Origin of the sequence: Halocola ammonii, from assembly GCF_049334165.1 — a bacterium.
Taxonomy (GTDB): domain Bacteria; phylum Bacteroidota; class Bacteroidia; order Flavobacteriales_D; family Sanyastnellaceae; genus JBEGHD01.
In genome coordinates, this window is the sequence record NZ_JBEGHD010000005.1 from 142820 (window position 1) to 168150 (window position 25331).

General features: G+C 43.8%; 22 protein-coding genes and 1 tRNA gene. 15 read left to right on the plus strand and 8 right to left on the minus strand.

The window, feature by feature from the left end; translation table 11 throughout:
- Positions 1-2: 2 nt before the first annotated feature.
- Positions 3-1748 carry a BamA/TamA family outer membrane protein gene (locus ABHV44_RS06930; protein ID WP_459073941.1) on the minus strand — a complete coding sequence of 582 codons (1746 nt, stop codon included), beginning with the start codon at positions 1746-1748 and terminating at the stop codon, positions 3-5.
- Between the two features lie 249 nt (positions 1749-1997).
- On the opposite strand from ABHV44_RS06930, the gene ABHV44_RS06935 reads away from it, so the two are divergent.
- Positions 1998-2135, plus strand: coding sequence for a hypothetical protein (locus ABHV44_RS06935; protein WP_459073942.1), 138 nt, complete (start codon positions 1998-2000; stop codon positions 2133-2135).
- Here the strand turns inward: ABHV44_RS06935 and ABHV44_RS06940 are convergent, their stop codons facing one another.
- Positions 2136-2534: an OsmC family protein gene (locus ABHV44_RS06940; protein ID WP_459073943.1), complete on the minus strand. Its 399-nt coding sequence runs from the start codon at positions 2532-2534 to the stop codon at positions 2136-2138.
- Positions 2535-2607: 73 nt separating this feature from the next.
- On the opposite strand from ABHV44_RS06940, the gene ABHV44_RS06945 reads away from it, so the two are divergent.
- The 4 genes from ABHV44_RS06945 to gap all read left to right on the plus strand — a co-directional run bounded on the left by ABHV44_RS06945 (position 2608) and on the right by gap (position 8708).
- Positions 2608-3363 (plus strand): hypothetical protein, encoded by a 756-nt coding sequence (locus tag ABHV44_RS06945; RefSeq protein ID WP_459073944.1) that lies wholly within the window; start codon positions 2608-2610, stop codon positions 3361-3363.
- A complete protein-coding gene (lipA, locus tag ABHV44_RS06950; protein WP_459073945.1) occupies positions 3360-4238 on the plus strand; it encodes a lipoyl synthase in 879 nt (292 codons plus the stop codon). Before ABHV44_RS06945 ends, lipA begins: the two co-directional genes overlap by 4 nt.
- A gap of 121 nt (positions 4239-4359) precedes the next feature.
- On the plus strand, positions 4360-7557 hold the full coding sequence (locus ABHV44_RS06955) for a T9SS type A sorting domain-containing protein (RefSeq protein ID WP_459073946.1): 3198 nt from the start codon (positions 4360-4362) through the stop codon (positions 7555-7557).
- 143 nt (positions 7558-7700) lie between these two features.
- Positions 7701-8708, plus strand: coding sequence for a type I glyceraldehyde-3-phosphate dehydrogenase (gap, locus tag ABHV44_RS06960; RefSeq protein WP_459073947.1), 1008 nt, complete (start codon positions 7701-7703; stop codon positions 8706-8708).
- 4 nt (positions 8709-8712) lie between these two features.
- On the opposite strand, the gene ABHV44_RS06965 is transcribed toward gap, so the two are convergent.
- From ABHV44_RS06965 to lpxK, 3 genes are all read right to left on the minus strand, one after another.
- Positions 8713-9471, minus strand: coding sequence for a UDP-2,3-diacylglucosamine diphosphatase (locus ABHV44_RS06965; protein WP_459073948.1), 759 nt, complete (start codon positions 9469-9471; stop codon positions 8713-8715).
- Between the two features lie 43 nt (positions 9472-9514).
- Positions 9515-10672, minus strand: a complete 1158-nt coding sequence (locus tag ABHV44_RS06970) for a thioredoxin-like domain-containing protein (protein ID WP_459073949.1) — start codon at positions 10670-10672, stop codon at positions 9515-9517.
- 67 nt (positions 10673-10739) lie between these two features.
- On the minus strand, positions 10740-11792 hold the full coding sequence (gene lpxK / locus ABHV44_RS06975; RefSeq protein WP_459073950.1) for a tetraacyldisaccharide 4'-kinase: 1053 nt from the start codon (positions 11790-11792) through the stop codon (positions 10740-10742).
- A gap of 78 nt (positions 11793-11870) precedes the next feature.
- Between lpxK and ABHV44_RS06980 the strand changes: the two genes are divergently transcribed.
- Both ABHV44_RS06980 and ABHV44_RS06985 read left to right on the plus strand, forming a co-directional pair.
- Entirely contained in the window at positions 11871-12965 is a 1095-nt protein-coding gene (locus ABHV44_RS06980) for a Nif3-like dinuclear metal center hexameric protein (protein WP_459073951.1), read from the plus strand.
- A 2-nt stretch (positions 12966-12967) separates the two neighbouring features.
- Positions 12968-13756 carry a zinc ribbon domain-containing protein gene (locus ABHV44_RS06985; RefSeq protein ID WP_459073952.1) on the plus strand — a complete coding sequence of 263 codons (789 nt, stop codon included), beginning with the start codon at positions 12968-12970 and terminating at the stop codon, positions 13754-13756.
- Positions 13757-13831: 75 nt separating this feature from the next.
- On the opposite strand, the gene ABHV44_RS06990 is transcribed toward ABHV44_RS06985, so the two are convergent.
- Positions 13832-15301: an OmpP1/FadL family transporter gene (locus ABHV44_RS06990; RefSeq protein WP_459073953.1), complete on the minus strand. Its 1470-nt coding sequence runs from the start codon at positions 15299-15301 to the stop codon at positions 13832-13834.
- A gap of 41 nt (positions 15302-15342) precedes the next feature.
- Positions 15343-16764, minus strand: coding sequence for a hypothetical protein (locus tag ABHV44_RS06995; RefSeq protein ID WP_459073954.1), 1422 nt, complete (start codon positions 16762-16764; stop codon positions 15343-15345).
- 123 nt (positions 16765-16887) lie between these two features.
- Here ABHV44_RS06995 and proS point away from each other — a divergent pair, with 123 nt between their 5' ends.
- The 5 genes from proS to ABHV44_RS07020 all read left to right on the plus strand — a co-directional run bounded on the left by proS (position 16888) and on the right by ABHV44_RS07020 (position 20933).
- A complete protein-coding gene (gene proS, locus ABHV44_RS07000; RefSeq protein WP_459073955.1) occupies positions 16888-18360 on the plus strand; it encodes a proline--tRNA ligase in 1473 nt (490 codons plus the stop codon).
- Between the two features lies 1 nt (position 18361).
- Positions 18362-19042: a hypothetical protein gene (locus ABHV44_RS07005; RefSeq protein ID WP_459073956.1), complete on the plus strand. Its 681-nt coding sequence runs from the start codon at positions 18362-18364 to the stop codon at positions 19040-19042.
- 64 nt (positions 19043-19106) lie between these two features.
- Positions 19107-19178 (plus strand) — tRNA-Glu (locus tag ABHV44_RS07010).
- Between the two features lie 251 nt (positions 19179-19429).
- Positions 19430-20542, plus strand: coding sequence for a SiaB family protein kinase (locus tag ABHV44_RS07015; protein ID WP_459073957.1), 1113 nt, complete (start codon positions 19430-19432; stop codon positions 20540-20542).
- A 7-nt stretch (positions 20543-20549) separates the two neighbouring features.
- Positions 20550-20933 (plus strand): DUF1987 domain-containing protein, encoded by a 384-nt coding sequence (locus tag ABHV44_RS07020; RefSeq protein ID WP_459073958.1) that lies wholly within the window; start codon positions 20550-20552, stop codon positions 20931-20933.
- A 99-nt stretch (positions 20934-21032) separates the two neighbouring features.
- Here the strand turns inward: ABHV44_RS07020 and ABHV44_RS07025 are convergent, their stop codons facing one another.
- Positions 21033-22988, minus strand: coding sequence for a SpoIIE family protein phosphatase (locus ABHV44_RS07025; RefSeq protein WP_459073959.1), 1956 nt, complete (start codon positions 22986-22988; stop codon positions 21033-21035).
- A 154-nt stretch (positions 22989-23142) separates the two neighbouring features.
- On the opposite strand from ABHV44_RS07025, the gene rpsT reads away from it, so the two are divergent.
- From rpsT to wecB, 3 genes are all read left to right on the plus strand, one after another.
- On the plus strand, positions 23143-23394 hold the full coding sequence (gene rpsT / locus ABHV44_RS07030; protein ID WP_459073960.1) for a 30S ribosomal protein S20: 252 nt from the start codon (positions 23143-23145) through the stop codon (positions 23392-23394).
- A gap of 73 nt (positions 23395-23467) precedes the next feature.
- Positions 23468-24172 (plus strand): RadC family protein, encoded by a 705-nt coding sequence (gene radC, locus ABHV44_RS07035; RefSeq protein WP_459073961.1) that lies wholly within the window; start codon positions 23468-23470, stop codon positions 24170-24172.
- A gap of 9 nt (positions 24173-24181) precedes the next feature.
- Complete coding sequence (gene wecB, locus ABHV44_RS07040) at positions 24182-25330, plus strand: non-hydrolyzing UDP-N-acetylglucosamine 2-epimerase (RefSeq protein ID WP_459073962.1); 1149 nt, start codon at positions 24182-24184, stop codon at positions 25328-25330.
- The last annotated feature ends 1 nt before the right edge of the window (position 25331 follow it).

Consider the following 25331-nt stretch of genomic DNA (forward strand, 5'->3'; position numbering starts at 1 on the left):
TTTTAAAAGAGGTTTACAAATCCGAAATGGACTCTTGAGTTTCGGAATAAAAAAGGATTTTCAAATTGCTGTCCGATAGCGTAGTTGATTGAAAATATTCCTGCTTTAGTTTCGAAGCTGAATCCTGCTCCCACTCCAAACGGATCATCCGATGTGAAAGTGTTTGTGTTGTTGTTTTCGTAGTAGCCGTGGTCGTAGAAGATAGATGCGTAGGAGTTTTCTTCGAGGATGAATCTGAATTCGGCTGTTCCAATGGCATAGAGGTTGGCCTGAATGGACTGTTCAAAAAAGCCTCGCAAAGACTGAATTCCACCGATTCTAAACATCTCGTTTTCAAACAAAGCCTCGCTTTGCAGCCAGCCGGATTGTGTTCCGATTTTAATCGTTCCGCGGCCTCCAATAGGAATGAAGAAATTGGCAAATCCGGAGGTTCTGTACTGCGCCACCGTTTGCTCGGTTGGGTCCTCGCCTTCGTTGTCGGGCTCAAGAGTGTAGCGCTTTTGCCCTGCACTCGCCTGCAGTTCCACCTGCCAGCCTCTCCTCGGGTTGAATCGGTAGTCCAGGTTCTCGCGATGAAGGCCTAGTCCGTAGTAGTTCACCCGTGTGTCCGATAGGCTTTCGAATCCATCTTCAGGGGTGCTGACCTGACTCAACTGGTTGCTGACTTCACGGCTCACAAAAACCTTGTAATAGTCGTACCCCTGAAGTTGGTAAAACACACCGCCTTCGAGCATGAGGTTCGTAAAAGTCGTGTCTCTCCGATAGATATCGATAGCCCCGTCCACGCCAAAGGGAGTTCCGAAAAGAAACGGATACTTGATGTTGGCCTTGAGTGTCTGGGTCTGGGTTTGTAGTTTTTTCCAGTTCAGGTAGAATGTCTCACCGCGCTTCAGGCTATTCACGAGCCGGAGCTCTACATCGCCTGTGAACTGGACGTCACTGGTTTCTTCATCCTGCTGAAGCCCGAGAATTCCGTTAAAAGAATTGGCTGACTTTTCCTCTACGTAAAGAAAAAGTTGGGCATAGTCCTTAAAGAACACCACTTGCGGACTTTTGGTGGTTTTCAAAAAAGGGATTTCACGAATCTTGCCTTCAACTCGCTTCATTTTTTGCTCGTTGTATGGGCTTCCTTTTTGAAGAGCGAGGTAATACCGCAGATACTTTTCATTAATCTCGTCAGTACTTTTCACAACTATGCTGTCGAGTGTGATGAGCTGATTTTTTTCGATTTGAAGATTTGCGCTAATCGATGAGTCGGTTAGTGCTACCTCATTCATGCTCACGGTAGCAAAAGGGTAACCTGAGTTCTCCAGTTTGCTGATGGCCTTTTCATACAGTTCAAGATATTGCTCAATCAGCAGAGGGTTTTTTCTCAGCTTCCGCAGTTCACCATCAAGCCCAAGAGATGAAAAAAGATCTTCCTGAGTAATTTCGATTTTGTTGTATCGAAATGTCGGGCCAAAGAATAAATTTAGGCGAAGGGTGCTATCCTGAGAGGTGGCTGGTAAAGTGTCGACAGAGAATCCAGCGTTCCCACTGAGCAGCGCATCGTTTCTCACTTCGCTCAAATACTTTGAGAGCTGCAAGTCAGACTTGAAAATCGACTGTTCCGCCACCCAGTCCGGATTGTCTGAAGACCATTTGACTCTCACAACGCTCGAGTCGATTTGACCCGTAGCTGCAAGCGAGATGCAAACCAAAGTTGCCAGTAAGAGAAAGATGATATGGAGGTTACGCAAGTCCGGCATTAGCTGATGGCTAAACTAAATTCCTGTCCAAATATTATTGTTGTCAGCTTTAGAAGTTCTTCTCTTTTGAATGTTTTGAGAAATAAAGCAGAGCAACTTTTCGTTCAAGAACAATGTCTCGTTTTAGCAGTTTCAAGCTTTATTTTTGAGGAGTTGTGTGCTTCAAAAAAGTGGTTAACTTGCATTGAATTGGGCATCAGATTAATTTTTACTTTTGCTCTTGACTCCTTTTATAAATTAACTAATGTGATGAAAAAGATTCTAGGTTTCCTCTTCCTTTTAGTTTTCCTTTCTGCCATGGTTGTTTCTTGCGGCCGAAAAGCCAAATGCGCAGCCTACGACAGTGTCCAGCTCGATGAGCTGAATGAATTGAAAGATCAGCATTAATTATTCTTCAAAGTGAATACTCACGTCCTGTTTTACTTCAGGATGAATACTTAGCGCTACCGGACAGTCAATTGCAGCTTTCTTTAACGCTTTCTTTTCCGTTTCACTAAAAGTGCCTTTCACCCGAAGTTCAATTTTAACTTCACCGATCCTTCTCGGATTACTGAGCATAGCTTTCTCAATTTTCGCCTCCATTGCTTCAATTAGGATATTTCTCTTGTTAGCTGTAATACCCATGATTGTGATCATGCAAGAAGCTAAAGAAGTGCACATTAAATCGGTAGGTGAAAAGGCTTCTCCTTTGCCGTGATTATCTTTGGGAGCATCTGTGATGATTTGATTTTTGGAATCACAGTGAGTAGCCTCACAGCGCAATGTCCCCAGGTATTTGACTTGCATATTACTCATGAACTTTGAACTCTTTAAAAGGTTGTAAATTCGTACTTTTGATCGACAAATTAACGTAATAAACTTGATTAGAATTCCCGCTACATTATTGCTGCTCTTCCTGGTACTGAACAGTTTTGGCCAGGACGAAGGGGTTGAGGAGGATGTGAAGTTGATTTACAATTCTCAATTTGCTGGTGGTTTGAGCATTCATACCAACGGAGCGGGAGGTTTTTTCTATCTCGGGAAATACAAGGGCATTAAGAATGTCTGGACCTTTGGGCTCGATATTCTTTACATGAAGCACGAAAAGGAAATTAAGAGCTACAATCCGGTTTATGAAGACTCTCGGGGTTACGTCTACGGGAAGCTCAACAACTTTTACATTTTTAGGCCTACCATTGGTCAAAAACACATCATCACTGAGAAAATAAGGCAAAAGGGAGTTCAGGTCGGGTTTCACTGGCAGGTGGGTCCATCACTCGGAGTTACAAAACCCGTATACCTGGAAATCGGTTATCCGTCAATCCCTTACGACTCGCTGCAGGTGGAGCGTTACGATCCTGAACGTCACGATATTGAACTTATTTATGGCAAAGCCAGTGGATTCAGAGGGCTTTCTGAATTAAAGCTATATCCCGGGGCTTTCGCCAAATTCGCATTCAATTTTGAATACTCGAACGAAAACGACAGAATTAAGGGGATTGAGGTAGGAGTTGCCATGGATGCATACCTTAGGGAAATTCCAATTATGGCAGAAAGTGAAGTGGCCAACAACCGCCAGCTCTTCACCACTTTGTTCCTCAATTTTTTCTTTGGAAAGAAGTATACCGCAAGATGACAGAAACCTTATTAGTAGAGAAAGAAAAAAAACAGCGGACTCCAAAGCCCAAGTGGCTCAGGGTGAAATTGCCTACGGGTGAGAGTTATAAGCAAGTGCGTGACATTGTTTCAGAGCACGGTCTTCACACAATTTGCGAAAGCGGAAACTGCCCAAATATGGGCGAGTGTTGGGGAGCAGGTACAGCTACCTTTATGATTTTGGGAAATGTTTGTACCAGAAGTTGTGGTTTTTGTGCCGTGGAAACTGGAAGGCCGGGAGACGTAGACCAGTTCGAGCCAGCAAAGGTCGCCAAGTCTGTTCACCTGATGGAAGTGAAACATGCTGTGATCACCAGTGTAGACCGAGATGATTTGGCCGATGGTGGTTCGGAGATTTGGGCACAGACGGTTCGTGCTATTCGTAGAAAATGCCCTGAGACAACTTTGGAAACACTCATTCCAGACTTCGGAGGCAAGTGGGAAAACCTTCAGCGCGTTATAGATGTTGCTCCCGAAATAGTCTCACACAATCTCGAGACTGTTCGGAGGCTAACCAAAGAAGTTCGCATTCAGGCCAAATATGACAGAAGTCTCGAGGTACTACGCAGACTGAAGAAAGGAGGGATGAAAACCAAGTCAGGCATAATGCTCGGATTAGGGGAAACGCAAGAGGAAATTGTAGAAACAATGGATGACTTGCGATCTGTGGGTGTTGATGTGATGACCTTAGGTCAATATTTACAGCCAACTCCAAAACACCTACCGGTTCAGGAGTTTATTCGCCCTGAAAAATTTCAGGAGTACAAACAAATTGGTCTTGAAAAAGGTTTTCGATTTGTTGAAAGTGGTCCTCTTGTAAGATCGTCCTATCATGCTGAGAAACACTTGTTTTAAGAAAAGGAGTTTTTGATACGTATATATATCGCGGCATTTGCGAGAAAATCAGTTTTAATGATTTGTTAATTATTGTAAATTGCCGCTCGTTTACTAAATCTGGAGAAAATCTACATTTAAGATGAAATTAAAAAGTTTACTATTTATTTCCAGCGGATTGGCCACAGTGGCTTTGATCGCTATTGTAGCAGCCAACCTCACGGCAGACACAATTAAAGCTAACTACTCAACGCGCCAGGCTCAGGCTTCAGACCAGGGTATCAAAGGAGCTCAGGAGTATTACAAGCTTATCAAATCGAACGTTAACACAGGCGAGATTGAGCCTGAAGATATCGCAGCTACTAGAGAAGCGATTAGAACAACACCCTCAACCAGATCTTCTGCTTCAGACATTAATTGGGTAGAAATGGGGCCTGACAACGTTGGAGGTAGAACCAGAGCCATCGCAGCGGTGGACAATAATACACTCTACGCAGGATCCGTTTCAGGTGGATTGTGGGTTTCCTACAATGCCGGAAACAACTGGGGTCGAGTAGATGGTTTTGGCGGTGCCAGTGGTATTGATGATAACCTCATGGTTTCTTCATTAGCAATTGCTGGAAACGGAGACATCCTCGTTGGAACAGGTTCTAGATTTGAAAGTCCTAACGGTGCCGGAGGAAGTGGTTTCCTCGGTGGGGGGCTTTTTATCTCAAAGGATGACGGTGAAACATTTTCACTAGTAGAAGGAACCCAGCCAACTTTGTTTAATGGAAACTCTGACTGGACATTTATTGAGCAGCTGAGAACTGACCCATTGGACGGTAACAAAGTCTGGATTGCATTCAATGGTGGACTTGGTTACTACAACGTAGAAACAGAAGAACTTTACGACCCAACCGAAGAAGGAGCCCTATCTGGACTTTCTTCAGGTGGAATTGACGACCTTCAGGTGACTCCTGACGGTTCAGTTATGTTGGCGGCCAATCGCTTTCAGGTGGTTTACAGATCTACCGATGGTGGAGAAAACTGGGAAAATATCTCAGCTGGTTTGCCAGGTGGTAACCGTGTAGAGTTGGCAATTTCTCCAGATGATCCAAATTACATGTACGCCTTATTCTCAAATGGTGGAAACATGGGTGGAGCATACGCTTCAACTAACATGGGAGATAGCTGGAATGAAATATGGCCAGCAGGTAATCCAAATTACAACCCGTTTGGAACTAATGGACAAGGGTTCTATGACAATATTGTAATTGTAAAGAAAGGCGATCCAGAAACGGCTTTCTTTGGTGGTGTCACGCTTTGGAAGTGTGGAGCTACCAATCAGCAGCCTGAGCAAATTGCTGCGAACTTTGCATTTGGAACTTCGAACCTCTATGTGCACTCCGATATTCACGAGTTCATGTACACTGATGATGGAACCCTCTACATCGGAACTGATGGAGGAGTATTCAAGTCAAATGACAATGGTCAGACATTTAGTACTTCCAGTAAAGGTTTCAAGACCATTCAGTTCTACGACATTGCGCACTCATCTAGAGACAACGTAATGGGTGGTACTCAAGATAACGGAACACAATACATTCCTAATGATGGAACTTTCCTTTCTGACCTCGAGTCTATTCAAGTTTTGGGAGGTGATGGTTTCGGAACAGAGATTTCAAAAGTTACTGCAGACGATCAGGGTGCTTTCTTCGGAACACTTTATTATGGTGATTTGAGAAGAAGCTACGCACAAGCAGAGCCTTCACAGTTCTACAGTGGAGATCTGGCGACTCTCTTCGCAACAAATGGTGGTGAAGTTGGTCAGTTCTTTACGTGTATCGAACTTCACGAAAACACTAACAACCCGAACTCAGAGCAGTATGTGGTTCTCCAGAACCCTTATGACTCTACTTTTGTGAGTGATGAGCCTACTGACTTTACTGTACTTTCTGAAAATATGGCCATTCCTTACACTTACACACTTCCAGCAGGTGATTCACTTCGCTATTGGGAAGAGCTTGTTCGTCCTGAAGTAATTCTCGATGAGCCTCTAGGTGAATTTGATCCAAACTATTTTTGGCTTGAGTCGCAAATCCTTGCGGAAATTATCGTGGAGTGTGATACTGTCGATACTACTCAAGTAGGGACCGATATTGAAACAGTTCTCAATCCTATTGATTCTTGCTACACTGTCATGACAGGTCCGGATTCTGATACAACACTTTGTATCACTATCGGTTACGATACTACTTTCGTTGAGACTCCTATTTATGAATTCACAGTTGAATGCGATTCAATGTACCGCTATGCTGAAGATGTACAGACGGAAGTGAAAGAGAGAATTCAGGTTCTTGACCCATACACTTCTATGCTTGCTATCGGTTTTCAGGGATCGGCTGGTATTTGGTTGACCAGACAGGGGCTTGATTTCAATACCACACCAGAGTGGTACAAGGTAGTTCCAAGTGTGAGCGGATATGTAACGGACATCGAGTTTACCAAAGATGGTGAGCACATGTTCTACACAACTACAGCCGGACGTCTTTACAGACTTGACGGATTGCAGGATGCCTGGACAGAAGAAGGGTTTGCTAATCTACCTGCCCCGGTTGAAATTGAAACTTCAGGAAACGTTGCTATGGACGTGGCAGTAGATCCAAATGACAACGATCACGTGATTGTTGTTTACGGTAACTACGGTGGTGGCAGCAAAGTTAGACGCTCTACCAACGCAACTTCAGATACTCCTGACTTTAGTAATGTTTGGAGTCTCGACAACCCTGCGCTGAATGCAATGCCAGTATACTCTTGCCTGATTGACGTAACTAATCCAGATCGATACATTGTCGGTACTGAATTTGGTATTTACCTTTCAGAAGATGCTGGTGACAGTTGGGAGCAATGCAACACGGGAGATATGGAAAAAGTACCAGTTTACACGCTTGATCAGCAGATTTATGATAACGAACGCTTTATTGACGCAACCAACTACGGTTTTGTTTATGCAGGAACGCACGGTCGCGGTATCATGAAGACTGAAGACTACGCTATTGTAAATGTGGATGAAGAAGACGGATTTGATTCAGACGATCAAGCCCAGCTTCTAGTGTATCCAAACCCAACGAGCAACAACGCAACTCTTGAGTTTGTTTCTGATGCAGGAGTTAAAGATGCAACAGTAAAAATCTACAACATTAGTGGAAAACTAATGAAGACCATCCGCAAAGGAAACCTTCCTGGAGGTAAAAACTCAGTGAAACTAGATCTCGCTGAGCTTCCTGTAGGAAACTACATCCTGAGCCTCGAAGCTGGCAAAGCTAGCGGAGTTTCTAAGTTTGTAATTATGAGATAAGCTGAGGCTTAAATCAAAATAATTTTAAAGCCGCGCTTTCATCGAGAAAGCGCGGCTTTTTTATGTCTTGTTTGTCGGGTTCTGTTTAAAATGAAATCCGCGTGACTTAAGGAGCGGAAGTAAATTTTTAACTTGCCGGACTTATGAAAAAGATCAAAGTTGGAATCAACGGTTTTGGCCGTATAGGGCGGATGACCGCTCGCCTTATTCTTCAGAGTAATGACCTGGAGTTGGTAGCTATTAATGACACTGCAGAGCTGGAGTCTATGGCTCACTTGTTTAAGTACGACTCGATTCATGGCCAGTGGAAAGGAGCCATTGAAGTAGATTACGAGAAAAGTGTTCTGAGACTTAATGGAAAGCCAATCCAATATTCTCGTGAGAAAAACCCTGGAGATATTTCCTGGGATAGAGCAGGTGCATCAATTGTTGTGGAATGCACAGGCTTGTTTAAGTCAGCCAGCAAAGTGAGGCCTCATCTGTCTGAGTCGGTTAAGAAAGTGATCGTGTCGGCTCCGCCAGAAGACAACAGCATGCCAACCGTTGTGCTTGGAGTAAATGACGAGGTGATTGATTCCAATTTAGAGATCATTTCTAATGCATCCTGTACTACAAATAATGCCGCTCCTCTGCTTCAGCTGGTCGATGAGCTTTGCGAGATCGAGAGCTGCTACATCACCACAGTTCATTCTTTTACTGGTGATCAGCGTTTACACGATGCCCCGCACAAAGATTTGAGAAGGGCACGCGCTGCTACCCAATCGATTGTTCCTACTACAACTGGTGCGGCAAAAGCGCTCACCAGGGTTTTTCCTCACCTGAACGAAGTTATTGGTGGATGCGGAATTCGAGTACCCGTGCCAGACGGTTCTTTAACAGATCTTACTTGCTCAGTTAAAAACACCCTGAGTGTTGCTGAAATCAACGAGGCTTTTAAAGAGGCGAGCAACGGAAGGTATCGAGGAATTGTGGAGTATACCGAAGACCCGGTGGTTAGTGTTGATGTTTTAGGAAACAGTCACTCATGCCTTTTTGATGCTCAGCTAACTTCAGTGATTGGAAAAATGGTGAAAGTTGTAGGATGGTACGATAATGAGATTGGCTACTCAAACCGAATGGTAGACTTGATTCGCAAATTTCACAATGCGTGATTGCTTACTGCCGATAGTTTTTCAGCTCCATTTTCTGGCCGTCAAAAACGCCATAAGTAAAGTGGTCAATCCAGTCACCGAGATTGATGTACTTGCTCTTTTCGTTGAGGTCAATTTCCATCGGAAGATGTCGGTGACCGAAAACGAAGTAGTCAAAGTGTTCTTTCTCTAAAATTTCTCTCGAGTAAATGGCGAGCCATTCGTTGTCTTCTCCAAGAAATGTTTTGTCCTTCTCGCCAGATTGTTTTCTGCTAGTCTTCGACCAAAAGTTGGCCATCCCTATTCCGAAGTTTGGATGTAGTCTGGCAAATAGCCACTGGCAAACCTTGCTGGCAAAAACTTTCTTGATGAACTTGTAGCCGTGGTCACCTGGCCCGAGTCCGTCACCGTGTCCAATGTAAAACTTCACTCCATTCCAGGTTCTTTGAATTGGTTCTCGGTAAAGTTTGACTCCAGTTTCTTCTGGCAGATAGTCAAAAATCCACATGTCGTGGTTTCCGGTGAAAACGTGAACGGGAATACCGCTATCCGTAATCTCGGCAATTTTGCCTAAGAGCCTTACGTGACCTCTAGGAACTGCGTGTTTATATTCGAACCAAAAGTCGAAAAGGTCGCCAACTAAAAAGATTTCTTCCGCGTCTTTTCGGCACTCTTCAAGCCAATTCACGACTTTTTTTTCGCGAGGCAGGCTCTCTTCCTTGTTTGGTGCGCCCAGGTGAAAGTCCGATGCGAAGTAGATCTTTTTGTTTTTGGGCAATTCCATCACGGTGATTCTGTAGCGGGCTTAAAGGTTTTTCCTCGAAATTTTAGTGGCCAAAAACTTCTGCCAGTTTTTGCTCGAGAGAAGCACCTCTAAGTTTTGTAGCAATGATTTCACCTTTTTCATCGAGCAAAATGGTGTGAGGAATACTCGAAATGCCATACTCCTGGCCAGCTGCATTTTGCCAGCCTTGCAGGTCGCTAACGTGGCCATCCCAGGTGAGATTGTCGTTTTCAATTGCCTGAATCCAGCGATCTTTATTTTTATCGAAAGAAACGGAGAAAACCTCGAACCCATCATCCTTGTATTTCTGGTAAGTGCGCACCAGGTTGGGGTTTTCTCTTCTGCACGGCTTGCACCACGAGGCCCAAAAGTCAATCAGCACCACGTTACCGCGTAAGTCTTTCAACTCTTTAACCTGGCCGGTTGGGCCCTCCATTTCGATGTTGGGAGCCATCATTCCGGGTTTGTACTTGCTGTTTTTCTCAGGACGCTCGATTTGTCCGCTTTCGGCCAATTTCTTTTTCTTCTTGTAGCTCTCTATTTGGGTGCCAATCATTTTGTAGTAAAAGGAGTGTCCGAAATCCTCTTTCAATGCATCCTGAACCTTTTCGTAGTAAGCCATGTCTGTGTCGAGGTTGAGTTGAGCGAGTCCCGAAAGGCTTGCTGGAGATCCCATATTGTTGTCGATAAAATCTCTGGCGAAATCGTTTTTCTCAGAAACAATTTCAGTGTAACTCGATTTGATCTGGGCTTTCATTTCATTGGAAACATCACCGTTTTGAAACTCTTTTTGAAGAGAGTCGGTCTGAGCTACAAAATCTTTCATTCTCTGATTGAAGTCGCGCAAGAGTGCCGTGTTTTTGGAGCCTTTGACCTTCTGAGGCATGCTAAAATTTTCCTCATTCGTTTTAATAAAAACAGACTCGCTGCTGTCAGTCAGCAAAATCAGAGTTTTGTCTTCCCCCAATCGCAACCTGTAGTAATCCATTGGCAGATGGTCGGTTCCGTCAATGTAGAAATTCCCTTCAGCGTCTACAGTAGCTGTGTCTACCGGCTGAGGTTTGTTGTCAACGTATTTTTCAAAATATATAGTTTGATCCTCAGCTCCTTCAACCACTCCGCTAATTCCCTTTTTATTTTGATTGGTGCAGGAGGCAAGAAGTAAAGCTGAAATTGAGAAAAATAGAATGCGTTGTATCATTTCGCTGTTTTTTGTTTGAAGCACGAATTTACTGAAGATTTACGGTCTTCTCCAATGTCAGCAATTTTCAGACGTCAGTTTTAAAGTCATTTATGAAAGTCACGATGTGTTCTTCAAACCATTTCATGCAGTCCAAAAGCTGAATTTCAATGGGGATGTAAAAAAGAGGGAGTTCTGATAGTTTGCCTTTTTCGCTGTGGTTTTTCAGTCGCATGGCATCTTTCTCGGTGGTGATGATGCATTTCCGATTGCTCTCCAACTTATCGAAAGCTCTAGTGATCGATCGAATGTCGGCTTTGGTAAAGGAGTGATGGTCGGGAAATTTCTTGTGTACGATTTTGTCAAATTTCCCCTCCAGCTCTGAAAGAAGTGGTGCGGGGTTGGCAATTCCGGTAACCACAACGGCCTCTTCGAAATCTTGAAAATCTTTGTTTTGAAAAACAGCCTTTGGTTTCGCGTAGTGGATCGAAGAAAAAAGCACCTTTTGATGAGGAAGTGGCTTGATTCGATCTGTGATCTGCTTTTTCTTTTCCTCACCAATAAATGGGGGGCACTTGGTTACGATAATGATATCTGCTCTTTTTCGCTGCGACTTATTGTCTCTGAGGTTGCCAGTAGGCAATGGTAAGTCTGAGTAAAATGGACAACTGAAAGAAGTGAGCAGAATGTAAAGTCCGGCTTTCACCTTTCTGTGCTGAAATGCATCATCGAGCAGTATAACATCTGGCTCGGGTACTTGCTTCATTAACATTTTGATTCCGCGTTCGCGGTTTTCGTCCACAGCGATCATTACTTCGCCAAACTTCTCGTGAAATTGAAAAGGCTCATCACCGAGATCGTCAGCGGTTAGGCCCTCGTCAGCCATAACGAACCCTCTGGTTTTTCGACCATAGCCCCTGCTCAAAATGGCGGTGAAATATTCCTGATGAAGTATCCTAACAAGTAATTCTGTGTGAGGGGTTTTTCCGGTTCCTCCGGCAGAAAGATTTCCTACAACAATCGATGGAATCTCCGCCTCGTAGGATTTAATCACTCCCAAATCGAAAAGCTTGTTTCGAACCCAAACAGCCGCACTGTAAAGCATGGCAAAAGGAAGTAAAAACCAGCGAATGACTTTCATTGAGGAATCTGTTTAGGTGCGATAAACATACAAAACCAAACTAAGTTTTAAATTCGCCTAAATTCCAAACCAAGAGAGATGTTATTAAGAGAAATCACCAAAGCACTAAACGAAATTGCACCACTGGCATTGCAGGAAAGCTACGATAATGCAGGACTCATCACCGGAGATCCGCGAATGGAAATAAATGGCGCAGTGCTATGTCTCGATAGCACCGAAAAGGTGATCGATGAGGCCATCTCAAAAGGGGTTAATCTTGTGATCGCTCACCATCCAATTGTGTTTGCCGGGCTGAAGTCTCTTACGGGCAAAAACTATATTGAGCGAACCATTATTAAAGCAATAAAAAATGATATCGCAATCTATGCCGCGCACACCAACTTAGACAATGTGGCAAATGGTGTGAATAATAAGATTGCGGATAAACTTGGTTTGGAAGAAAGGCGAATTTTGGCGCCCATGGGCGGGAGCTTGAGGAAGCTCGCGGTATTCGTGCCGAACGACCATGTGCAAGCTGTCCAGGATGCCATTTTCGAAGCTGGGGGCGGAGCCATTGGCGACTACAGTGAGTGCAGCTTTAACCTAAAGGGCACCGGAACTTTCAAACCTGGAAATGGAACAGATCCTTTCGTGGGCGAAAAAGGCCAGCGACACCAGGAGCAAGAAACCAAGGTAGAGGTGGAATTCGACAGGTGGAAGCAATCGGCAATCATTTCAGCAATGAAAAAAGCGCATCCCTATGAAGAAGTGGCCTATGACATCTACGAGATGAAAAACAGCAATCCGCAGGTAGGAGCTGGAATGGTTGGAGAGCTCAAAGAACCCATGGAATTCAGTTCGTTTTTGAAGTACCTAAAGAATAGTATGGGTGTGTCTGTGATTCGTCACACCCATCCAGTTTCGGAAACTATTAAAAAAGTTGCCGTTTGTGGAGGATCGGGCAGCTTCCTGCTTCCAGCCGCAGTAGGTGCAGGGGCTGATATTTTCATCACTGGAGACTTTAAATATCACCAGTTTTTCGATGCCGATGGCAAGATTGTAATTGCTGACATCGGCCACTATGAAAGTGAACAGTTTACCATCGAACTTTTTGGTGATTTGCTAAAGGAAAAATTTCCTACATTTGCACTCCATTTTACGGATGTAAACACAAATCCCATAAATTATTTCTGAGCATGGCGAAGAAGAAAGCTACGGTAGAGGATAAATTGCGTGCGCTATACGCTTTGCAAGTGATTGATTCTCGAATCGATAATATACGCATTATCAGAGGTGAGCTTCCATTGGAAGTGGAAGACCTCGAAGACGAAATTGCAGGACTCCAAACACGTCTTCAAAAGGTAGAAGACGAAATGGCCGAAATTGAAAAGCAAATTTCCGACAAGAAAAATGCTATCAAGGAAGCCGAAGCGCTCATAAAAAAATACGAAGAGCAGCAAAAGAACGTACGTAACAACCGTGAGTTCGACTCCCTTAACAAGGAAATCGAATACCAGGGATTGGAAATTCAGCTTGCTGAAAAGAGGATAAAAGAAGCTCAGGCTGCGAAAGCCAACAAGCAAGAAGTGCTGGATGCAGCCAAAGAGAAACTCGAAGATCGTCAGAAGGACCTCGAGTTGAAGAAAGAAGAGCTGGACGAGATTGTTGAGGAGAATAAAAGAGAGGAAGAAATCCTTGTAAAGAAAGCTGAACAGGCTGAAAAGGATATCGAAGATCGCTTGCTGAAGGCTTATCAGCGTATTCGCAACGCATCGAGAAATGGACTAGGCATTGTGCCGATCGATAGAGATGCATCTGCAGGGTCTTTCATCACCATTCCTCCCCAAAAACAACTGGATGTTGCAGCTCGCAAAAAGATCATCGTTGATGAGCACAGTGGAAGACTTCTTGTTGATAAAGAATTGGCGGAAGAAGAAACTGAGCGCATTGAGAAAATGCTTGCAAAAGAACTTAAGAAGGCATAGGTGCCTCAACCAAATCATATTGAAAAAGGAAAAGCGGCTCAGGCCGCTTTTTTTATTTCTAAATATTTTACTGTATTAGAGAAACCAACCGACAGTGGCAAGCAGTTGATTCTGTCCTCGATTGTTTTGCACTGGATTTACAAGCTCCGGATCATACAGATCATAACGAGATGTGACTTCTTGACGCGTATATGAGAGGTTAATGTGCATTTTAGTTCCACGGTAACCGATTCCGCCTGAGATAGCGATCACATCAGGATTAGTTGAACTTACATCACTTTCGAAAGGCGACTGCTGGTACATCACACCTCCTCTGATTTTTAGTGGGGGTAGAACTCGCCATTCAACACCAACTCTAACATTGTGAGTACCTCTGTAAACGTCTTTGATGGTAGCGTTTTCTATTTCAAACTCATAGTCATCAACTCGCTCGTCATAGGGGTTTAGTTTAGCCTGACTGTAATCCACATACTCGTAATCTGCACTGATTACCCCTCTTTTTCCCAAAATAAATGCCGCACTACCCATGTATCGGGCAGGAGTTCTTAGTCTGTAGTCAAAGCTTCCGGAAGGTGACCTGTAGTCATCCGGATCTCCAGCCTCATCTTCAAAGTGTGCTGCAAACTCATCTGAGTAGACATCAGTCAGGGTAAGCCAACTAGGAGTGTGAGCCGCTGCTCCAACCCTCAGCCAATTTGAAACTCGATAAATAAGGCCGGCTTTGATGTTAATTCCGCTACCGCTTGTTTCATATTCGTTGGTATGTCGAAAAGATCGTAATGGAGAGGTAGGATCGTCAATTATTTCTCGGTAAGTCCTTTCCTCTTCAAATCTAACTCTTGGAATACCGACAGTCATACCCATGTAGAGTTTATCTCTGAAATTTCCTCCAAAGCTGAGTACAACTTCTCCCATTGACCCGGATCTCTCCACGTCCAGGATTTGTTCTTTTGGAGCGCTACTATTGAAGGCCGGTTGGTACTCACCATCAACGTCTTCTACGGGGTCAATAATATATGTCTCCCAGGCACCTCCTGAGAAAAACGGAAATCTATCTACCAGTTCATCGCTACTGGTGCCATTGGCCTGATTGACATAAGCATCTGCCATGGAGCTTGTGCTGTTAGGGCCTGAAATTGCAAAATGCTGATTGAAGTTTGACTGGTGATTGTAGCCTACAGCAAAAGAGGTTTTGATCCAGTTCACGTCTTCTGGCTCAAATGTCGCAACAAGGCCGAGATTGTTCACATTAAGTACAAAATTATTCTCGGAATTTCTGTTTCCCTCGTAGGTTGACGATGTGATGGTATTGACAAAGCCTGGAGTGAACGTTACTTCTGAACGTCTGTACATCGCAACACCAGCTGGGTTAGTGCTAAGCGTTGAGAAATCTGCACCTAGGGCACCAAAGGCTCCACCCATCCCAACGTATCGCGCTGTTCCTCCGATTCCCGTCCAGGAATATCTGAGTGCATCGATTTCGTTTTGGGCAAAGAGTGGCTGACAAATGCAGAGCACTACAAATGCAATTATGATCTTTTTCATGATTGATGTTTTCAGCTGGTGAATATTCGAGTGATCAGATGTTACCTTCTGCCACCACTGCGTGAGCCGGAAGAACGAGATCCTCCTGTCGAACCACCAGTGCTTCTCGAACCACCGCTAGATCTGCTCGGGGTATAGCTTCCTCCTCTGGAAGACCTTGAAGACCTGTTGTAAGAAGGGCGACTGCTGCCACTGCTCCTGCTCGGACGATTGTAAGATGGCCTGCTGCCTCTCGATGGGGTGCTTCTGCTTCCTCTATCGCGGTAGCTCGGAGTGCTGCGAGATTCAGTTCGTTCACGATAAGTATTCGTTCTGCTTCTTTCCGTACGACTGTCAGTCGTGCGATCTGGTTTGCGATAGTAGTCCGGGCGATTAGTCTCACGTTGAGGTCTCGTTGTCCCAGCTGGTCTGGTTTCTACATCTGGTCTGGTTTCTACATCTGGTCTGCTAGCACTGCTAGGTCGACTGGTTGTGCTTGAGCTAGCAGGACGAGGTTTTCTCTCAACAGCGCTCTCGCGAGTTGGTTTCCATTGATAATATTCCGTTGTGCTATTTGTGGCCATGTCGTTGCTTCCGCGATTAACATTGCCAGATCCAACAGCTGGAGTGCGAGACTCGTAATTCTGAGAAATATCATCTGAGGAATTTTCTCTGGAAGGTTTTACCAATCCATCTTCAGAATTATTCACTGGTCTTTTCTCTGCATAAGCTGAAGGTACATTTCCTTTGTTACCTCTGTCTTTTATTGGTGTTTCTGTTGCATTTCTGACAGCGTAGATGGTTCCACCAGTGTAGTTTGAGTTAACATCCGCATTGCTCGCAATAGGTGTTCTGTGACCGTAGTGATATCCAGTAGCGCCACCGTCATAGTAATTGTGATATCCACTAAAACCATATCCGTAACCGTAGTAGCCGGAATAGAAAGGTGAGTAATAAGTTCCGGCATAAAACGGATCGTAAGGATTCCAAAAAGGAGTGTATGGATTATGGGCACCCCACATAAAGCAAGGTCTGCGGTACCATGAGTAACAAGGCGAGCCCCAGTTGTATCCTACGTTCCAGCCAAAGCTGATATTCCATCCTCCATAGGTAGGTCCAAAGGTGTTGTATGGACTAAACCATGCTGAAGAGTAAACCGGATCGTAAAATCCGTGTCTGGCAAATGGGCTTTGCTGGTATCGGTAGTAGTTGTAATAGTTGTTATAAGTATTGCCAGTACCTCTTTGGTCCGATGCCTGAAGTTGTTCGTTTTCAGCGATCCTTTCTTCACTGTAGTAATCGTCTTCCATGGCTTCTTCAGCTTCATTTTCCGACTCATACTCGCTGTAGCGAGGGCGATCGGCTTCACCTGGCGTATAATAAATGTCGTCATTTTCATAGCCCTCTGCAGTGTAAAGAGCGGAGCCGCAAGAGGAAAGAATTCCGACAATGCTAATTAGAAATATGTAAGTGAAATTTCTCATGGTTTTTTCCTTTCTTTTAGGTGGTGCTAAAGCGATTTTGAGCGTTAGCTCACACAAGCCTAAGATAATAAAATTCCTATTTTTGTGCACCCCTGAAGAAACAATTATTATACCAAAAATCATATGGCGGCAAAGCTTACAAGCAGAGAGAAGGATTACTCGAGGTGGTACAACGAATTGGTGTTGACAGCAGACCTGGCTCAGCACTCCGATGTGAAAGGATGCATGGTGATAAAACCGCATGGCTATGCCTTGTGGGAAAAGATGCGCGATACGTTGGATGTTAAATTCAAAGCAACTGGTCACCAGAACGCTTACTTCCCTTTGTTCATCCCAAAATCGTACTTAAGTAAAGAAGCTGCCCACGTTGAAGGGTTTGCGAAAGAATGTGCTGTTGTAACGCACTACAGATTGAAAGCAGACGATAAGGGTGGTGTTGAAGTCGACCCGGATGCTAAGTTGGAGGAGGAGCTCATAGTTAGACCTACTTCAGAAACAATCATCTGGAACACTTTCAAATCCTGGGTGCAATCTCATCGTGACCTGCCTTTGAAGATTAATCAATGGGCTAATGTGGTGAGATGGGAAATGCGAACGCGACTTTTTCTTAGGACAGCTGAATTTCTCTGGCAAGAAGGTCACACAGCACACGCTACCAAAGCAGAGGCGATTGAGGAAACCGAGCTGATCCTCGACCTTTACGCAAAGTTCGCAGAGGACTACATGGCGATGCCAGTCATTAAGGGTATTAAAACAGAAAGTGAGCGATTTGCTGGTGCTGAAGAAACCTATTGCATTGAGGCCTTGATGCAAGATGGAAAAGCACTACAGGCGGGTACATCTCACTTCCTTGGGCAGAATTTTGCCAAAGCATTTGACGTAAAATACGCAAGTAAAGAAGGTACTCAGGAACTTGTGTGGGCTTCTTCATGGGGTGTTTCCACAAGATTAATTGGTGGTTTGATCATGACTCATTCTGATGATCAGGGATTGGTACTTCCTCCGAAATTAGCTCCAATTCAGGTGGTAGTTGTTCCTATTTATAAAACTGATGAGCAGCGAGCTGCCGTTGCTGAAAAGGCAGCTGAGCTCGTTTCATCACTTTCAGAGCGAGGGATTTCGGTAAAGTTCGATAATGACGACACAAAAAAGCCGGGCTGGAAATTTGCCGAGTATGAAATGAAGGGTGTGCCTGTGAGAATAGCAATTGGACCTCGTGACCTGGAGAATGGAACAGCGGAAGTAGCACGAAGAGATACAGGCGAAAAGGAATCAGTTTCTTTTGATGCAATAGTAGAGCACAGCGCTCAGCTAATGGATACTATTCAATCCAGCTTATTTCAGAAAGCGCTAGACTTTAGAGAAAGTCAAACAAGAGAGGCTAATTCCTACAGGGAGTTCAAAGAAATATTAAAGAAACATGGTGGCTTTGTCAAAGCTCACTGGGACGGGACTGCAGAAACGGAGGAGCGCATCAAGAAGGAAACAAGTGCTACTATCAGATGTATACCTTTGGATAACGACACCGAAGAAGGCAAATGCATTTTGACAGGCGAGCCCTCAAAGCGCAGAGTAATCTTCGCAAAAGCATATTAGTATGGAAAAGGTTCGAAATGAAATAGTGCAGATCGTAGGCGAAAAGTCTGCCTTAAAGCAGGATGTTTTCGATATTACTAAAGCCTATTTTGCAGAGTTTAAGGAGGTGCTTGCAGAGCTAATTCAAGAGCTTCAGGTCAAGTTTGAGTCAGACCCCAGGTTGGAGTTTTACGTTAAAGACAAGGGAGACTTTGAGGCGGAAGTAAAGATTGCTGGAGATATTCTCTACTTTAACATGCACACAAATATTTTCAAGTTTGATGGCTCGCATCATTTATGGAGAAGCAGCTATCTCCGCGAAAACGAACTGAGAGGCTTTGTCGGGACCATTACCGTTTACAACTTTTTGGCAGACAGCATCAAGTATCAGCGCTCCCAGGATCTTGGGTATCTCATAGCTCGAATTTTCATCAATATGGACAATCACTTTTTTGTGCAGGGCAAAGGTAAAATGAGCTTTTTGCACAAAGACTTTTTTGAATCAATCTTGGATAAAGATCACATCAAAAGAATTGTTGATGAGGTAGTTCAGTTCACTCTAGAATTCGACTTGTTTACCCCTCCTTGCAGAAATATTCAGCAAATTTCCGTTGGCCAGATTCAGGAGCGAAGCCAGCAACTGACGGTGGCTACAGGAAAGCGACTTGGTTTCAAATTCGAGTTCGAAGAAGAAAATGAATAATTTTTTCAGGAATGTTTTGCGGAATGAAATTGCTTGCTATATTTGCACTCCAATTTTGAACAATGGCCCGTTCGTCTAGGGGTTAGGACGCCAGGTTTTCATCCTGGTAGCAGGGGTTCGAATCCCCTACGGGCTACATTTAGAGGCGCTTTTTAAGCGCCTTTTTTTATGCCCAAATATTTGAATCTCACCTCGTTCTCCAGAGCAAAAAAATCGCAAACTTTTCACCGAAATTTGCCGTATAGAATGCTGGATAACCCTTTGATCATACTCAGAAATTCGCACTGTCTGAAAGTATTCGACCTTCGGCTGTTAATTCTTTAATGAAGAAACGCGCTCTGTTGTGGTCAATCTTCTTAGTTTTAATTTTCAAACCGAACCACTAAAATGTCTGTTGACTCCGCTACTGCCCATGAGTTCTTTAAAAACTCTCAGGATTATGGTCTGTCTTTTACTTACAGAGGTCCATTCTCCGATGATATCACAAACCGTATTTTGGATATTAGTGAGAATACCATTGCGATCAATCAACAGCTTCCAAAAATCAACAGAAAGGTATCCTTTCTTTTAGTTGAGTGTTTTCAAAACATTGTAAGGCATGGTGAGCATGCCACTAAAGAGTCATTGCAAAAGAAAGACGATGGTGTCTTTAGCCTTAAAAATCTCGGAACAGCCTATTTGATCAATTCAGTTAATCTGGTGAAAGAGGACCAGGTGGAGGATCTTAAGCAAACGGTGGAATCCATAAACAACAAAGACAAGGACCAGCTTAAAGCACTGTACAAAGAGCGTCTGGAGCAAAACTCTCTAAGTGAGAAAGGAGGCGCGGGATTAGGTTTGATCGAATTAGCCAGAAAGTCAGGCCAAAAAATCCTTTATGAAATAGAACCTTGTGGAGGTGACCTCTACTATTTTCATCAACAGATTTTACTTCTAAACGCTGCTGACGATCAGCCAGATAACTACAATCATATCAACACGCTTCGAGAGAAGTACAGAATGATGGAGCGTAGCGATGTAATTTTGGAATACAAGGGCGATTTCTCTCAAAAGTCGGTTTTGCCGATAATCAATATCATAGAAAGTACTTTTGCTTCTGATGCGGGTAGTGTCCGTGTTTTAAAACGACTCATTCATATTCTCGTTGAAGTTCTGCAAAATGTTTCTAAACATGCACTGGAGCAGGATGGGTCCAGAGAAGGTATTTTCATGATTGGTAAAAATGAAAAGGGTGTGTTTCTTCAGGCTGGAAATAAGCTGGATAACAGCAAGCAAAAGGAGCTGAAAGAAAAACTTCTTCAACTCAGAGAGATGAATCAGGAAGAGCTCAAGCAAGCTCACATGAAAAGAATAAAGGAAAGTTTAAATTTGACCGATAAAACTAACTCAGGTCTTGGTTTGATGGAAATCGCTAAAGCCAGTTCCGAGAAAATCAGATTTCAATTTGAGGAGATTGACAAGAACCAGTCCTTTTTCTCGATGCATATAACGGTACAATAATTTAAGCATGGATCAGGAACCACTAATTCTCGAACAAACAGAAGATACTCCTGAAGTACGTCTGGATCCTCAAGCCGGTGTATTCTGTGTCAGAGGCCGATCACTTCCAGAAAATTCGTACCAGTTTTACAAGGACGTCATCAGTTGGATGGAGCAATTTCTCGCTTCAGGTTCAAAAGATAAAGTAAGCTTCTTAATCAACCTCGATTACTTCAATTCGTCTTCAGGTAGGTATTTGCTAGAGCTTTTTTCAATTCTCGAAAAGTCCTCAAAGAACGGTACAGATGTCGAGATAATCTGGGAGGTGGATTCCGAAGATGAGCTAATGCTCGAGAAGGGTGAAGAGTATCGGGAATTACTTTCTGTTCCTGTGAAAATCCAAGAGATCTAAACACGACTCAGTCTTTACTTTTCCAGTGGGAAGTTCTTTTGCCTCTGACTGCAGCTTCAGTTTCTGAAAAACAAATTCTTGCTGTTTATAGTAGCCAGTCTAATCGAGTCTGGTCCCGATCAGCAAAATATCATCGAGTTGAGGTGTTGCACCCCTCCATTCTGTGAGATATTCGTCTAATCGATCTTTAGCTCCATCCGGAGAAAGTTCAGAAATTTCCAGCAACAAGTTTTTGAAACGTTTCTTATTGAGCTTCTTGTTATTTTCTCCGCCAAACTGGTCAATGTAACCATCGGTGTAAAGGAATAGCTTGTCGCCAGGGTTGTAGTCCAACGTCTTACTCGTAAAGTTCGAATCTCCATACAATCTGCCACCAATCGAAAGACAGTCGGCTTTTACTTCTGTAATGTCCGATCCATTCACCAGCATCATGGAGTTGTGAGCACCGGCAAATTCAATTTTCTTGTTGTTGGGGTCAATGATGCAAATGCTCATGTCCATCCCGTCCTGTGCGTTTTCCTCATCGTTATTCTGATGCAAAGAACTCACGATTTCTGTGTGCAGGACATTGAGCATTTCTGAAGGCTCTGTGATTTGCAACTCATTAATCACCTTGTTGAGTTTTGAGTTTGCAATGAGCGACATGAAAGCCCCTGGAACTCCGTGTCCTGTGCAATCTATTGCAGCCATGATTATTTTTTCTTCCTGCTTACTAAACCAGTAAAAGTCTCCGCTCACAATGTCTTTCGGTTTGAAGAACACGAATGACGAAGGGAGTATTCTCCGAATCTCTTTCTCCGGAATGAGAATTGAATTCTGGATCTTTTTAGCGTAGTTGATGCTTGAGATGATCTTGTGGCGCTGCTCTTTGATTTCTTCATTCTGAAGATTGAGCAGTTTGTTTGATTTCTTCTGTTTGAGTAAAAAAGAAATAGACAAAAGGGCAACAATCAGAATTGCGGCAATCACGATTGCAAAGATGATGTTGCGCATCTCTTCGGCAGCTTTGCGCTCAGCCATGAGCCTTTTGTTTTCCGCGAGCTCCTTGTCTTTCTTGGCAGTTTGATATTTGGCATTCAGCTCGTTTATCTGTTCTGCATTATTCACCTTGTTGAGGCTGTCTTTGAGTTCGATAAATCGCTGCTGGCTGATGTAAGCCGCATCGTAATTACCCTGGGCAGCCAGTAGCTTTGCGTTGAGCTCGTAGTATTTTTGAGCCATCTCCCAGTAGTGGTTCTTGCCAGCTATCTCAATTCCTCTTTCCAGATTTTTCTCTGCTTCTCCGTATTTACCAAGCTTTATTTGAATATCGGCCAGCGATAGGACAATGTCGTTTTCATGGGCCAGGTCGTTTTCGCGAATGCCATTGATGAGTGTCTTTTTGAAGTAGAACTCAGCGCTGTCGAGCTTATCCTGCTGATAGAAAATTTCTGCACGAAGATCGTGGGCTGGAGAGATCTCAGGATGAATAGCACGCAAGGTGACGAGAGTGTCGATGTACATCATCGCAGTATCATAAGATGCCACGTCAGCGTAATTGGAAGAGATGTTGTAAAGTGCCGTTCCTTTGCCATCGAAATTATCGAGGCTATCGTAAATCTCATAAGAGGCGATGTACTGCTCGATCGCCTTGCGATGACGCTCGAGCTTGTTGTAGATAACGCCAATATTATTTGTTGTTTGAGCAGCTCCAAGAAGTATTCCTGCTTTCTGAAAGAGGGACTCAGCAGCCTGAAAGTTTTCCAGGCCTTTAAGGTTGTCGCCCTCGAGCACACTTTGAATGCCATAGTAATTGTAGCATTTTGCAGATCCTTCGATAAACTCGGCTTCTTCTGATATATCAAAAGCGCGGTCCACAAAATACAACGCGCTGTCCGGGCTGTTGAAGATAAGTGCTTCTGCAGCTTCTAGCAACGCGAATACCTTAACAGAATCTATCTCAGCTGTATCCGCAACTGCCAGCAAGCTGTCCTGATTCACCTTTTGGCTGAAAGCCGAAGTCGAAATCAGTGCCAGAGCAAAGACAAATAATGATTTGCGTAATAGGTAAGGCATGTGTTTTTTAGGGTGTATGCGAGTTTATCACTACTGTTTACTGACTTGACTCTTAAAAGTTTCCATTAAACCACCTAAATTTGCCCTCACGCTTTGAAGATCTTCGGAAATTATTATATTTGCAGCCTCAATTTTGGAAATAAAAAGGTAAGAAATGGCCAATCACAAATCAGCTCTTAAGAGAATTCGCTCATCTGAGAAACGCAGAGAGAGAAATAAATACTATTACAAAACAGCCAGAAATGCTGCACGTAAATTGCGTGAGTTGACTGATAAGAAGCAGGCTGAAGAGCAAATGCCAGAAGTTTTTTCTATGCTAGACAAATTGGCTAAGAAAAACGTCATTCACCGCAATAAAGCTGCTAACCTAAAGTCGAAGATCGCAAAGCACGTTAACGAGCTGTAAACCCGATCTTTAAAAAGATATTTCAAAAGCCTTCCTCTCAGGGGAAGGCTTTTTTTATGGTATATTGTGGCTCATGAAGCCTTATACTAAAACCACAACCAATGCCATTTCTACCTGGGCAGAAGAAGATCGTCCCAGAGAAAAACTCATGCTCAAAGGCAAGCCCGCACTGAGTGACGCAGAGCTAATTGCCATCCTAATCGGCTCGGGAAATTCCAGTGAAAGTGCAGTTGAGCTTTCGCGGAGAATCCTGAAATCCACCAAGAACAATCTGGATGAACTCGGGAAGCTCACGGTGAACGATCTTTGCCATTTCAAAGGAGTTGGAGAAGCCAAAGCCATTTCTATCATTGCGGCTCTGGAGCTTGGGCGCAGACGCAGATCGGCAATAGCTCAAAGACGACAGAAAATCGAAAGTAGTAAAGATGTCTACGAAATATTTCACGGGCTTCTGGAAGATCTCCCACACGAAGAGTTTTGGGTTTTGCTGCTCAACAGGGCCAACAAGATAATAGCAAAAAGGATGATCAGCAGAGGCGGGATAAGCGGAACAGTAGCAGATCCAAAACTGATTTATTCAGCTGCTCTCGACACCAAAGCATCTTCATTAATTTTGGTTCACAATCACCCGTCCGGAAACATCAAACCGAGTGATGCGGATAAAGCACTGACGCGGAAATTGAAAAGCGCTGGCGAATTTTTAGATTTGCCGGTGTTAGACCATCTAATAGTCACCGGCTCCGGCTTTTTCAGTTTTGCCGATGAAGGGCTGATTTGAATCTAAAGCATGAAGAAAATTCTCACTGTAATTGGGGCGAGGCCTCAAATCATTAAAGCTGCGGCCATCAGCAGGGCAATAAAAAGTCACTTTTCCAACGAGCTTGAGGAAGTGATTTTGCACACCGGACAACACTACGATCAAAACATGTCACAGGTGTTTTTTGAAGAGCTCCAAATCCCACCGGCCGACATTCAACTTAGCGTTGGCTCTGGCAAGCACGGGGAGCAGACAGCCAAAATGATTGCTGGAATTGAGAAGGAATTGCTCGAACACAGTCCTTCGGCAGTTTTACTTTACGGAGACACAAACTCCACTCTGGCTGGAGCTATCGCGGCTTCCAAACTTCACATTCCTGTGGTGCATGTAGAAGCTGGTCTTCGCTCGTTTAATAAATCGATGCCCGAAGAAATCAATCGAATAATGTGCGATCACGTGAGTACACTTCTTTTTTCACCCACCAGACAAGGACTGAATAATCTGTTGAACGAAGGTTTTCAGGAAGACGCAAAAGAGCCATACAACATCGATAATCCCAGGATTTACCACAGCGGAGATGTGATGTATGACAACAGTCTTTTCTTTTCTAAATTGGCAGACGATCGTTCAGAAGTGCTGAAAGATCTGGGTGACGGAGTTGAGGGCTTTATACTGGCTACAGTTCACCGAGACCACAATACCGATGATCCCGCCAGACTTACAAGTATTTTTGAAGCTTTCATTGAAGTATCGGAGAAAAGCGATTTGAAGATCGTCTTGCCCCTTCACCCGAGGACCCGAAAAATGCTCCCTCAAAATTTATCTAAAGAGTTGCTTTCGAAAATAGAGTCTGGAGATTATGTGAAAATGATTCCTCCTGTTTCATTTCTCGATATGGTGATGCTGGAGAAAAAAGCCAGATTGATTATCACAGACTCTGGAGGAGTGCAGAAAGAGGCTTATTTCTTTAAAAAAGGCTGCGTGATTCTCAGGCCACAAACTGAGTGGGTTGAGCTGGTAGAACAAGGCGCTGCAGTAATTGCCGATGCCGATAAAAGAGTAATTGTCGAACGATCACTTGAGTTTCTTAAAGAGTCGGAGAGAGATTTTCCAGAGATTTTTGGAGACGGGCACGCTGCGGAATTTATTTGTAGAGAAATGATCGACCATTTAAGTTAGC

What these genes read in the sequence shown, in the direction of transcription:
- ABHV44_RS06935 (WP_459073942.1), top strand. Translation starts at nt 1,998, where the DNA reads ATGAAAAAGATTCTAGGTTTCCTCTTCCTTTTAGTTTTCCTTTCTGCC.
- rpsT (WP_459073960.1), top strand. Translation starts at nt 23,143, where the DNA reads ATGGCCAATCACAAATCAGCTCTTAAGAGAATTCGCTCATCTGAGAAA.
- ABHV44_RS06970 (WP_459073949.1), bottom strand. Translation starts at nt 10,672, where the DNA reads ATGATACAACGCATTCTATTTTTCTCAATTTCAGCTTTACTTCTTGCC.
- ABHV44_RS06985 (WP_459073952.1), top strand. Translation starts at nt 12,968, where the DNA reads ATGGCGAAGAAGAAAGCTACGGTAGAGGATAAATTGCGTGCGCTATAC.
- ABHV44_RS06955 (WP_459073946.1), top strand. Translation starts at nt 4,360, where the DNA reads ATGAAATTAAAAAGTTTACTATTTATTTCCAGCGGATTGGCCACAGTG.
- ABHV44_RS07015 (WP_459073957.1), top strand. Translation starts at nt 19,430, where the DNA reads ATGTCTGTTGACTCCGCTACTGCCCATGAGTTCTTTAAAAACTCTCAG.
- ABHV44_RS06965 (WP_459073948.1), bottom strand. Translation starts at nt 9,471, where the DNA reads ATGGAATTGCCCAAAAACAAAAAGATCTACTTCGCATCGGACTTTCAC.
- proS (WP_459073955.1), top strand. Translation starts at nt 16,888, where the DNA reads ATGGCGGCAAAGCTTACAAGCAGAGAGAAGGATTACTCGAGGTGGTAC.
- ABHV44_RS06995 (WP_459073954.1), bottom strand. Translation starts at nt 16,764, where the DNA reads ATGAGAAATTTCACTTACATATTTCTAATTAGCATTGTCGGAATTCTT.
- radC (WP_459073961.1), top strand. Translation starts at nt 23,468, where the DNA reads ATGAAGCCTTATACTAAAACCACAACCAATGCCATTTCTACCTGGGCA.
- ABHV44_RS07025 (WP_459073959.1), bottom strand. Translation starts at nt 22,988, where the DNA reads ATGCCTTACCTATTACGCAAATCATTATTTGTCTTTGCTCTGGCACTG.
- ABHV44_RS06930 (WP_459073941.1), bottom strand. Translation starts at nt 1,748, where the DNA reads ATGCCGGACTTGCGTAACCTCCATATCATCTTTCTCTTACTGGCAACT.
- ABHV44_RS06940 (WP_459073943.1), bottom strand. Translation starts at nt 2,534, where the DNA reads ATGCAAGTCAAATACCTGGGGACATTGCGCTGTGAGGCTACTCACTGT.
- ABHV44_RS07005 (WP_459073956.1), top strand. Translation starts at nt 18,362, where the DNA reads ATGGAAAAGGTTCGAAATGAAATAGTGCAGATCGTAGGCGAAAAGTCT.
- lipA (WP_459073945.1), top strand. Translation starts at nt 3,360, where the DNA reads ATGACAGAAACCTTATTAGTAGAGAAAGAAAAAAAACAGCGGACTCCA.
- lpxK (WP_459073950.1), bottom strand. Translation starts at nt 11,792, where the DNA reads ATGAAAGTCATTCGCTGGTTTTTACTTCCTTTTGCCATGCTTTACAGT.
- ABHV44_RS06990 (WP_459073953.1), bottom strand. Translation starts at nt 15,301, where the DNA reads ATGAAAAAGATCATAATTGCATTTGTAGTGCTCTGCATTTGTCAGCCA.
- ABHV44_RS06980 (WP_459073951.1), top strand. Translation starts at nt 11,871, where the DNA reads ATGTTATTAAGAGAAATCACCAAAGCACTAAACGAAATTGCACCACTG.
- ABHV44_RS07020 (WP_459073958.1), top strand. Translation starts at nt 20,550, where the DNA reads ATGGATCAGGAACCACTAATTCTCGAACAAACAGAAGATACTCCTGAA.
- gap (WP_459073947.1), top strand. Translation starts at nt 7,701, where the DNA reads ATGAAAAAGATCAAAGTTGGAATCAACGGTTTTGGCCGTATAGGGCGG.
- wecB (WP_459073962.1), top strand. Translation starts at nt 24,182, where the DNA reads ATGAAGAAAATTCTCACTGTAATTGGGGCGAGGCCTCAAATCATTAAA.